We start from the raw sequence: 9,528 nt of genomic DNA on the forward strand, positions 1-9,528 counted from the left end.
TTGTGGCGGTCATCGGCCACGAGATGTTCGAGCTCGCAATGCTGCGTATCATTTTCGCACACGGCGCCCCGATTGAGAGATGGGAGGCCGAGACCAGCCCGAACAATCCGGGGAACTCCCATTGGCAGGCGTGGGATTACGCAGATGACCTGGTCGATCGCATGAGGAGGCGGGAAGAATGATCCGACGATTGATCGAGATGTATGAGAACGGCGCCATCACCGGTTATCAGGCGATGATGGACTGCCTCCAGTCTCTCGACCCCGCGAATCCGGGCCTCGTCCTCTCTGAACTGCCGGAAGAGATCCTTGACGAGATGCTCGCCTATGCGCGTCGCTACGATCCTCGCCTCCCACGCTCCGCGACGATGCTCCTCCCGGCCGAGGACCAGGTTCGGGCGGCCGAGCGATGGATCAATGCCCATCGCGCCATGACCGTCCGGCCGGTGTGGCCATAAGGGAGATGGGGAATACCTCCACACCGCTCCGAGCGATCGTCGATCGGCAGGTCGCTTGCACGGTGGCGCGGGAAGGCCGCCTTACTCGTCGTCGAGAATGTGCTGGCGCACGGACCTGGACCCGGGCGAGACACTCTTCACTCCCGGTCATCGGATCCGGCCGAGGCAGCGGTTGAACGTCTTCAGGGTCGCCACCAGCAGGCCGGCCGACACGAGGCCGTACGCGACGATCCAGAGGGTGAGCCACGCGGCCTGCACAGCAATGTCGTGCCTCGGGCCGGTCGCGCCGCCGAAGATGGCGGTGGACAGGCCGACGCCCCAGAACGGGCTGATCGCCGGGAAGCCGTCGCTGGCCCCGCCGAGGCCCTTGCCGAAGAGGAGGGACCCGATGGGGAGGGCCCCGATCGACACGAAAACGTAGAGACCGGCGGTCAGCCCGATGGCCTGGCCCATCCGGGGCAGCCAGGTGGCCAGGGCCAGGCCCAGGCTGGTGATCGCGGCGCCGTAGGCCAGGATCAGGCCGCCGATCAGCACCGGGGCCAGCACGAACCCGGTGTGCGTCGCGTGCGCCGCGGCGATCAGCGTCGGCAGCACCGCCAGCGGCGGGACGCCGCGGAAGCCGCCGCACCACTTGCCCAGCACGATCGACCGCGTCGACAGCGGGGTGGACAGCAGCACGTCGAGGCTGCCGCGCTGGCGCTCCTCGGCCAGGCTCGTCGGGGCGAAGACGCTCAGGAGCAGCAACCCGGCCGCCACCTGCAAGCCGCCGATCACCGCGCCCGCCTCGTGGCTCCGCGATCCGGCGGGGGCGAGCGCGTCGACGATCGCCCAGAGGCTGAACCCGACCGCGAGCAGGCCGAAGAGGCCCCAGACGGCGATCGACCAGCGCGACGGCCGCCGCCGGTGCCACTCGCGCCAGAGCACCGGGTTGCCGTCGAGCGACGGCGACGGCAAGTGGCGGACAATCCGGGCGAGCCGGCCCAGTCCGGCCCCCGCACGCCGATCCGCCCGCCGCGCCGCCTCCCCCTCGCCGGCCTGCCGGATGACCACCGCCCGCATCCCCCACGTCGCCGCGGCGGCCAGCAGCGCCGAGGTCATGAGCCCGAGCGCGCAGAACCGGGCCTGCGTCCCCAGCCCGACCGGCACCAGCGGCGTGCCATTGAGCGGGGCCAGCACCAGGACGATCGGGTTGTAGGGCATCAGGGCCAGGTAGCCCGGCAGCCGGGCGAAGGCCCACGGGGGCAGCGTCGAGACCAGGCCCGCCCAGGTCGGCGCCGCCAGCAGGTAGAGGATGCCGAAGGCATAGGTCGCCAGCAGCACCTCGTGCGTCCTCCGGCCCCAGATCGACAGCGTCAGCGCCAGGGTGCAGCCGAAGACGCCGCAGGCCAGGCAGACCAGGATCGCCCCGATCGTCATCTCCGGGTCGACCCCGCCGAGGAGCGTCGCCAGCACCTGCACCGGGGCGGCGCAGGCGATCAGGCCGAGCACCGGCACCAGCCGCGCAGCCAGCTTCCCCAGCACGATCTCGGCGTCGGTCAGGCCGGTCGCGAACAGCAGGATCAGATTCCCCCGGGCCTTGTCCTGGCAGATCGCCCCGGCCGTCGCCGCCGGCGCCGCCAGGCCGACCAGCCCGAGCACGATCAGGGTCGTGACGGCGTAGAATCCCCGGCCGAGATCGGCCAGGGACTCGACCGAGAGATCCCCCGAGCCATCGGTGCTGCTCCCCAGCCAGACGCCCGACAGGCCGATCAGCAGCAGCAGGACCAGCAGGGACCGCAGGGCATAGCCCTGCCAGCGCCGCGAGGCCGCCAGCCATTCATAGGCGAAGACCGGGCTCGGCCAGCCGCGCATCCCCATCGGGTCCGCCTCCTGCTTCCAGAAGCAAGGGTCCTCGAACCGGAAGCCGGGCCGCGATTCCGACCGCGCCCGGAGCCGATCCCCGGCTAACTTTATATCGCAAAGTGAGTCCAGGGCAAGAGGCATCCGGTATCGGGATGCCCGCCTCACCGGCCGCGGTCCGGCCCGAGGCGGTCCCTGAGCTGCGGGAACAGGGCCAGCGCATTCTCGCGGAGGATCTGGCGGCCGATCCGGGCGGCATGGGCCTCGGCCAGCTCGCCGCGGAGGACCTTCTCGGCGAGGACCTCCGCGAGCACGGCCCTGGTGGTGACGGTCGCGCCGTAGATCCCCTCGGCGTGGTTGCAGTCGGCACCCCAGAGGATCCGGTCCGACGGCATGACCTCCAGCCACTCGTGGAGCGCCCGGCGGGCCATCGTCGGGCTGATCGTCGGCAGCCAGACCGAGTCGACCCAGACGTGCCGGCCGTGCCGCAGGACGATCGCGCCGGTCTCGCCCACCCACGGGTAGCCGCCGTGGAAGAGGATGAACTTCGTCTTCGGGTTGGCCTCGATCAGGTCGACCAGCAGCAACGGGTTAGAGCCTTGGAGCTTGCCGTGCCCGGTGTGGATCTGGAACGGCAGGCCGTGCGCGGCGCTAAGGCCGACGAGCCGCCACATGATGAAGTCCTGGAAGTCCTGCACCTCCTGCGGGGTGAGCTCGCCCCGGGGTCGGCCGTAGATCCGCGCCGCCTGCCCCTTCGGCACGTCCTCGAACCGGAGCGTCCGCGAATACGCCCTGGTCGACTTGAGGCAGACGGCGCCCCGGGATTTCGCCTCGCGGAAGAGCCGGTCCAGGACGGCGAGGTAGTCGTCGAGCGTCGCCGTCGGCAGCCCCCGGTCGCGGGCGAAGCGGTAGGGGTCGTCGGAGGGCTCCTTGAACTCGGACGGGTGGAAGCCGTCCAGGAGGGGGGTGACGTTGAAGACCAGGACCTCGAACGGGTAGTGGGTGCGGAAGTCGAGGCGGCCCCAGTAGGGATCGTTGAGCATCAGGTCGATGTTGGCCCGCTCGGTGACGACGTGGCGGACCCAGCGATCGTCGCGGTAGTTGTCGAACACCTTGGCGTCGAGCGCCCGGGCCTGGTCGTCGGTGAGGGTGTCGAAGTCGACGCCGTAGAGGTCGCGGAAGGCGGGGAGCTGATAACGGTAGAAGCCGGTGGCGCGGGCGTTGTCGAAGTCGTGCCGGGCGCGGGCCCACCACGCGTCGAACGGCTCGCCCGGCTTCCGGGTCGTGAGCGGCCCGACCTGCGGGTAGTAGCTCCTCTCCCAGAGCCCGAAGAGGGTCATGCCCCGGCCCCGGTCCGTCTCCATGAGGCCCGGGAGCCGGTCGAACGGCCAGAGGTGGTCGTGAGTGTCGATGGCGCGGACGGCGTCGATCCCGGCCCGGATCCGCCGATAGACGTCCGAGCCGACGACCGAATGGTCCTGGCCCTGCCCGGGCGCGGCGCCGCAGGCGGCGGACCAGATCCAGACGGCGAGGCACGCGCGACTCAGTCTCATGGGGCTCGGTCCGACCGGGGTTGTGCGAGGGATGCCGTACGCCCGTCAACGTCGCTTCATTCTAACGGCTCCAAGCACGACGGCCATGATCGGCCCGCCCCCGACTTGTCCGGAGATGCAGGCCCAGGTAGGGCCCGCGTCACTGGGTATGGAGGAGCTTCCGCAGCGGCGTCACGATGGAGTGATAAACCCGTGAGCCCATGTAGTAGTTCCGCGCCTTCCGGCGGCACCGACTCGGATCGGTCGAGTTCTCGCAGGCCGCGTACATGTCGCGGAGGAACTGACGGTCGCAGTCCCGGGGCGCTCGCTCGCAGGTATCATGGCCCTGGCACGCCGGGCGGAAGTCCGCCCCGAAGAAGCCCTGCTTGACCAGGCGATTGCCCGTCCAGGTATCCCCGGCCCCGCAGGGCCGGTAGGAGGGGCAGGGGGTCTGAGCGGAGGCGGCGGGGAGCCAGGCGGCGAACGCTCCGGCCAGGAGGATTGTCGGGAATGTGAGACGCATGGTTCACCTTAAGGGACGCGGCCGCCTGGAGGGATTTGGTCACCAAGCCTATCACACGCGAGGGGTGCGGGCCGGCGCCCCCCCGGAAAAGTAAGCACCATCGCCCCCGGCACGGGCGAGGCGGGGCGGGGCAGCGAGGGGCCGTGCGGCCCTGTCGTCGCGGGGACGATCCCGCACCAGGGACGCGGCTGGCACGGGCGTGCCGGGACGCGTCGTCAACCGTCGGCTCGGGCCGTCCGGCCCTCCGTTCTTCGGGGTCCCGAATCGAGGGGAGATCGACCGTCCTAGGCGACGCTCCAGTCGGTGGCGTAGATCGCCAGTCCGAGCGACCTCGCCACGGCCAGCGAACCCGGGTTATCCCACGACGTGCTGTAGAGGGGGGTACGTCCCGAGGCCCGGACGGCATCCGCCCAGGCCGACGTCACGCGGGCCGCGTGGCCTCGACGCCGGTAGTTCGCCGCCGTCTCGAGGCCGGCCTCGGCGGCGACGTCCGAGCGGCGGGCGCAGAAGCAGACGCTCACCGGCGCCCCGTCCTCGATCAGGGCCATGACGGGCGAGGCCCCCGCCGCGAACTCGCCCGCGACCCATCCCGAGAAGTGGGTGCCGAGCCGCGACTCGTCGTGGATCTCCTCGACCGCGGCGACGGACCGGAGCCCCTCGGGGAACGCGAATGCCGGGCCCCACCAGCCGATTCGGCCGCCCAGCACCGCCTGATACGCACCCGCGTGGGTTGGCGGACGTTCCCACGGTCCGGACGGCCTTTCCCGGCTCGCCAGGGCGGCAAGCTCCTCCGCCACCTCATCGGCGATGTCGGCGCGAACGGCCCAGGCGCACTCGGCGACGCCGCGGATCAGGGCGAACCTCGGCCCCGGCGAGGGCCTGGGCTCGCGCGTGCAGGCGATCCGCCCGCGCCCGTCCAGGACATACAGCGTCTCGAGCTGGAGTCGCGGAGAAGCGGGGGCCGTCATCGCATCCGCTCCTTGAGAATCCGGACCTGTCCGCACGGAGAGAGTTCGAGCCGAGCGGGAGGAGATAGTCGCGATGCGGGGGCGGATCGTGTGCCGCGATCGAGAGCCTCATGGCTTCTGCGGCTTCGCGTCGAGGAAGTCGTTCACCATGGGAACGATGACGGGCATCCGATCCATCAGGGTGACGTGGGTCGTGTTGGGCAGGATGGCCAGTCGCGAGTCCGAGCGCGAACCCATGTCGCCGTGGACCTCGCCCCCCTTGAGGCGGTACATCTCCGCGATGTGCTCGAGCCGCACGCCGTCGGCATCGCCGTGGATGAAGAACATCGGGGCCCGGGTGGCCTTCAGCCGCTCGGCGCCGAAGTCATAGGGCTTCGAGAACGACTCGACGAGGTGCTTGACGAACTCCGGAAATGCGTCGGGCGTCGGGCTCAGCTTCTTGTAGCCGGCCTCGACGGGCGAGCCCTTGAAGGTCTCGGCCGTGAGCTTCGGGAGCGCGTCGACGCCTTCCTTGACCCAGCCGTCTTGGCGGAACACGGCCGAGATGATGACGACCTTGCGCACCTTCTCCGGGTGGCGGATCGCGCACTGCAAAGCAACGCCGCCGCCCATGCTGTAGCCGATGATGTCCGCGGTCGGGATCTTGAGGTAATCGAGCAGCGCCGCCACATCGTCGGCGAGGTCCTCCGAGCGGAACGGGCGGGGGATGTCCGCCGTCCGCCCGTGGCCCTGCATCTCGAGGGCGATCACCTTGCGGGTCTTGGCAAGCTCGGCGACCCACCCGGCCCAGTCGCCCGGGATGGCCATGAACGCGCCGTGGAGCATCACCACCGGCTCTCCGCGCCCGTGGATCTCGTAATACATCTTCAGCCCATTGACTGGCGCATAGCCCACGGTCGGCGTCTCCTCGGCGGTTGCGATGGCCGGCACGAGCAGAACGGCGAGCAAGGCGATCGTCTTCATGGTCGGATCTCCGGACACCTGGATGGTGACTGTCCCCCGAAGTGGTCGAATGGCGTCCCTCGCATTCGACAGAATAGCGGATTTTGCCGCCGAGGGTCGCGCACGCCCCGCCTCATGCGACGCCCCAGTCCGCCCATGGCGAGCGAGCAGGAGGCTTGCCGTGGGCGCCTTCTCACGGGTGTCGTGGACCTGACAAGCCGGGCGGAAGTGGGCCCCGAGGAAGCCCTACTTGACCGGGCGATGGCCCCTCCACGAATCCCCCATCCCGCATGGCCGGTGGGAGGGGCAAGAGGTCCAGGCGGAGGCGCCGGGGAGCCAGGCGGCAAGGGCCCAGCCGAGGAGGATTCTCGGCAACGCGAGAGGCATGGATTCATCTTGAGGGGCGGGGCCGCCCGGACGAATTCGATCCCCGGGCCTACCATGCGCGGCGAGCTTCGTGCCCTGGCATCGGTTCGGCGGTCGGGTCATCGCCCCGCCGGTTGGAGTGCCGGGGGGGATGGCGGCGCCGGGCTGGCCATGGGCGGCTCGCACGCCGGGAAGCGGAGCACGAAGCGCGTCCCGCGCCCGGGGGCCGTCTCGACCGCGATCGTCCCGCCCGAGGCCGTGACGATCCGCTGCACGACCGAGAGGCCGAGGCCGACCCCGGCGCGACCCAGCCGATGGGACCGCGGCGCGCGGTAGAACGGCTCGAAGATCGAGGGGACTTCCTCCGGAGACAGGCCGCAGCCGCGGTCCTCGACCGCCAGCGCCGATTGGCCCTCCTCCCGCCGGCACGCGACCGCCACGGGCGTGCCGGGCTCGCTGTACTTGAGGGCGTTGTCGAGGAGGTTCTCCAGCACCGGGGCGAGCAACGCGGGGCTGGCCCGCAGCCAGACCGGGTGGTCGGGCTCCTCGAGGCGGAGGTCGGACGCCCTCGGATGCCCCGACCATCGCCGAAGCTGCGCGGCCGTCCAGGCGGTCAGGTCGATGGGCTCCCCCTCGGGGGGGGTCGCCTCGGCCTCCGCCCGGGCCAGGAACAGCAGCGAATCGACGATCTGGCGGAGGCGGGTCGCCTCTCCGTGGACCTGGTCCAGGGCCCGCTCGTATTCCTCGGCGGCCCGAGGGCGGCGCCGGATCACCTCGACGAGGCTTAGCAGGCCCGCCAGCGGGGTCCGAAGCTGGTGCGAGGCGTCGCCCGCGAACCGCCGCTGCCGCTCGAGCGCCTCGTGGCGCCGGGCGAGCAGGTCGTTGAACGCACGGCCGAGGTCCTCCAGCTCGTCGCCCGTCCCCGGGCTGGGGAGGCCGCCCGGCTCGTCGGCCGTCGTCATCTCCCGCGCGGCCTCCGCCATCTGCACGACCGGGATCAGGGCCCGGCGGCAGAGCCATCGGCCCAGCGCGGCGCAGAGCAGCCAGAGCGCCGTCGAGACCCCGGCCAGGGCCAGGGCCAGACGTTGGAGGCCGGCCTCGACGGGGGCGGGCGAGAGGCCGACGGTGAGGATCAGCTCCGCGTACTCGACGTCGTCATCGGGCCCGTCATCCCGGGGATGCCCCTTCCCCAGCCGCTGGAGCTCCGGCAGGCGGAGGTGCCGCCGGGCGAGCCGCCAACCGGGGACCTCGCCCCTCGCCGTCGCGTCGCCGAATACCTCGGGAAACACCCCCGTCAGGGGGCCCGGGGGGAAGTCGGCACCGCGGACGTTGGGAGATCGGTCCACCAGATCGCCGTTCCCGGCCTGGACGGCCCAGCGCACGTGCTCGACGCCCGGGTCCATGCCGAGCGTCAGCCTCCGGTCCTGCGGCTCCCACTCCAGGCCGTCGGTCTCGACGTCGACCGCCGCCTCCAGCGTGTCGAGGGCCTTCTCCAGGTGCTCGTCGAGCTGCCTGGTCAGGTAGGAGCGGCCGAGCACGTACAGGGTCCCGGAGAAGCCGAGCAGCACCGCGGCCAGTGCCCCCAGGAAGAACAGCGAGAGCCGCGACGAGAGGCTCATGATCCCTCCCCCGGCCCGCCGGGCGGATCCCCGAACATGTAGCCCCGGCCCCGGAGCGTCTGGATCAGTCGGCCGCCGTGGGCCTCGAGCTTCCGCCTCAGCTCGAAGACGTGGACCTCCAGCGTGTTCGAGATGCCGTCGTAGCGCTCGTCCCAGACGTGCTCGTAGATCCTTGTCCGCGAGAGCACCTGGCCGGGATGGCGGAGGAAGAAGACGAGCAGCGCGTACTCCTTGGCCGTCAGGTCGAGCGGATGCCCGGCGCGGAGGGCCTTCTGAGTGGCGAGGTCGATCTCCACGTCGCCGGCCGTCAGCGTCGTGCCCGCGCGGCCCTCGCCGCGACGGAGCAGGGCGCGGACGCGGGCCAGCAGCTCGTCGAAGGCGAACGGCTTGCAGAGGTAGTCGTCGGCCCCGCCGTCGAGCCCGCGCACGCGATCGGAGACGGCATCGCGTGCGGTGAGGAACAGCACGGGGGTGTCCCGGTCGCGCTGGCGGAACCCCCGGAGCACGCTCAGGCCGTCCCGGCCCGGCAGCCACCAGTCGAGGATGACGAGGTCCCACCGACCCCCTTGCAGGGCCAGGGAGGCGGCCTCACCGTCGGCGGCGTGCTCGACGGTGAACCCCTCCTCACGCAGCCCGCGCACGACGGAGGCGGCGATCAGCTCGTCGTCCTCGACCGTCAGGATCCGAACGCCCATGCCATGCCCTCCCCTCACCTTACCCGAACGCCCACCCGTCCTCATTGTATGCCGAAGCTTCGGGGAGGACGTCACATCCGGCGGCCATGGCCGCCGGCCGATCACCCTTCCGGGTCGTCGTGGCCACGAGGCTCCGCCCGTCGCCGGAACGCTGGGCACCATGCGGCAGCCCCCGCGGAGCCGGCGCCCCGGGCGTCGAGGCGATCGGCCAGGAAGCCGGGCAGCACCGCGATCAGGAGGTCGAGCCGCCTCATGACGTTCACGATGACAACCCCCGAGGCGAGGCTGAGGCCGACGGCCCGGCACGTCGGGAGGACCAGCACTTCGAATGCGGATGAACCCATGGTGTTCTCTCCCACGAGGCGACGGGGACAGCGACAGGGACTTCCCGCGGCCGACCGGGGGAAGCTTACGGGTCGCCCCTTAACCCACGATGAGCCGCGGATTAATTCCGCCTTAGGTCGACGCAAGGCTTGCCGCGGCGTGGGGTTACTGGAATTGGCCCCGAAGCTTGGAGGTGTTCGACGGGCCAGCCGGGCGACCGCCGGCCTTCATGAGGCGAATTTAAACTCCCGCTAACGGAGGTC

General features: G+C 71.0%; 9 protein-coding genes. 1 reads left to right on the forward strand and 8 read right to left on the reverse strand.

What is annotated here, in order from left to right:
- Positions 1-178 precede the first annotated feature (178 nt).
- On the forward strand, positions 179-457 hold the full coding sequence (locus tag G6O54_RS12275; protein WP_165225421.1) for a hypothetical protein: 279 nt from the start codon (positions 179-181) through the stop codon (positions 455-457).
- Positions 458-604: 147 nt separating this feature from the next.
- On the opposite strand, the gene G6O54_RS12280 is transcribed toward G6O54_RS12275, so the two are convergent.
- The 8 genes from G6O54_RS12280 to G6O54_RS12315 all read right to left on the reverse strand — a co-directional run bounded on the left by G6O54_RS12280 (position 605) and on the right by G6O54_RS12315 (position 9,285).
- Complete coding sequence (locus G6O54_RS12280; protein ID WP_165225424.1) at positions 605-2,314, reverse strand: ABC transporter permease; 1,710 nt, start codon at positions 2,312-2,314, stop codon at positions 605-607.
- Between the two features lie 146 nt (positions 2,315-2,460).
- Entirely contained in the window at positions 2,461-3,849 is a 1,389-nt protein-coding gene (locus G6O54_RS12285) for an amidohydrolase family protein (protein WP_165225427.1), read from the reverse strand.
- Positions 3,850-3,988: 139 nt separating this feature from the next.
- Complete coding sequence (locus G6O54_RS12290; RefSeq protein WP_165225430.1) at positions 3,989-4,351, reverse strand: hypothetical protein; 363 nt, start codon at positions 4,349-4,351, stop codon at positions 3,989-3,991.
- A gap of 284 nt (positions 4,352-4,635) precedes the next feature.
- Positions 4,636-5,319, reverse strand: coding sequence for a GNAT family N-acetyltransferase (locus G6O54_RS37330; protein ID WP_205678750.1), 684 nt, complete (start codon positions 5,317-5,319; stop codon positions 4,636-4,638).
- A gap of 108 nt (positions 5,320-5,427) precedes the next feature.
- Positions 5,428-6,282, reverse strand: coding sequence for an alpha/beta fold hydrolase (locus G6O54_RS12300; protein ID WP_165225433.1), 855 nt, complete (start codon positions 6,280-6,282; stop codon positions 5,428-5,430).
- Positions 6,283-6,746: 464 nt separating this feature from the next.
- A complete protein-coding gene (locus G6O54_RS12305) occupies positions 6,747-8,246 on the reverse strand; it encodes a sensor histidine kinase (protein ID WP_165225436.1) in 1,500 nt (499 codons plus the stop codon).
- On the reverse strand, positions 8,243-8,941 hold the full coding sequence (locus tag G6O54_RS12310; RefSeq protein ID WP_165225439.1) for a response regulator transcription factor: 699 nt from the start codon (positions 8,939-8,941) through the stop codon (positions 8,243-8,245). Before G6O54_RS12310 ends, G6O54_RS12305 begins: the two co-directional genes overlap by 4 nt.
- Before the next feature lie 101 nt (positions 8,942-9,042).
- Complete coding sequence (locus G6O54_RS12315; protein ID WP_165225442.1) at positions 9,043-9,285, reverse strand: hypothetical protein; 243 nt, start codon at positions 9,283-9,285, stop codon at positions 9,043-9,045.
- Positions 9,286-9,528: the final 243 nt, after the last annotated feature.

Origin of the sequence: Aquisphaera insulae, assembly GCF_011064615.1 — a bacterium.
Classification (GTDB): Bacteria; Planctomycetota; Planctomycetia; order Isosphaerales; family Isosphaeraceae; genus Aquisphaera; species Aquisphaera insulae.

Coding starts and splice junctions, on each gene's coding strand:
- G6O54_RS12275 (WP_165225421.1), top strand. CDS start 179: ATGATCCGACGATTGATCGAGATGTATGAGAACGGCGCCATCACCGGT.
- G6O54_RS12280 (WP_165225424.1), bottom strand. CDS start 2,314: ATGGGGATGCGCGGCTGGCCGAGCCCGGTCTTCGCCTATGAATGGCTG.
- G6O54_RS12285 (WP_165225427.1), bottom strand. CDS start 3,849: ATGAGACTGAGTCGCGCGTGCCTCGCCGTCTGGATCTGGTCCGCCGCC.
- G6O54_RS12290 (WP_165225430.1), bottom strand. CDS start 4,351: ATGCGTCTCACATTCCCGACAATCCTCCTGGCCGGAGCGTTCGCCGCC.
- G6O54_RS37330 (WP_205678750.1), bottom strand. CDS start 5,319: ATGACGGCCCCCGCTTCTCCGCGACTCCAGCTCGAGACGCTGTATGTC.
- G6O54_RS12300 (WP_165225433.1), bottom strand. CDS start 6,282: ATGAAGACGATCGCCTTGCTCGCCGTTCTGCTCGTGCCGGCCATCGCA.
- G6O54_RS12305 (WP_165225436.1), bottom strand. CDS start 8,246: ATGAGCCTCTCGTCGCGGCTCTCGCTGTTCTTCCTGGGGGCACTGGCC.
- G6O54_RS12310 (WP_165225439.1), bottom strand. CDS start 8,941: ATGGGCGTTCGGATCCTGACGGTCGAGGACGACGAGCTGATCGCCGCC.
- G6O54_RS12315 (WP_165225442.1), bottom strand. CDS start 9,285: ATGGGTTCATCCGCATTCGAAGTGCTGGTCCTCCCGACGTGCCGGGCC.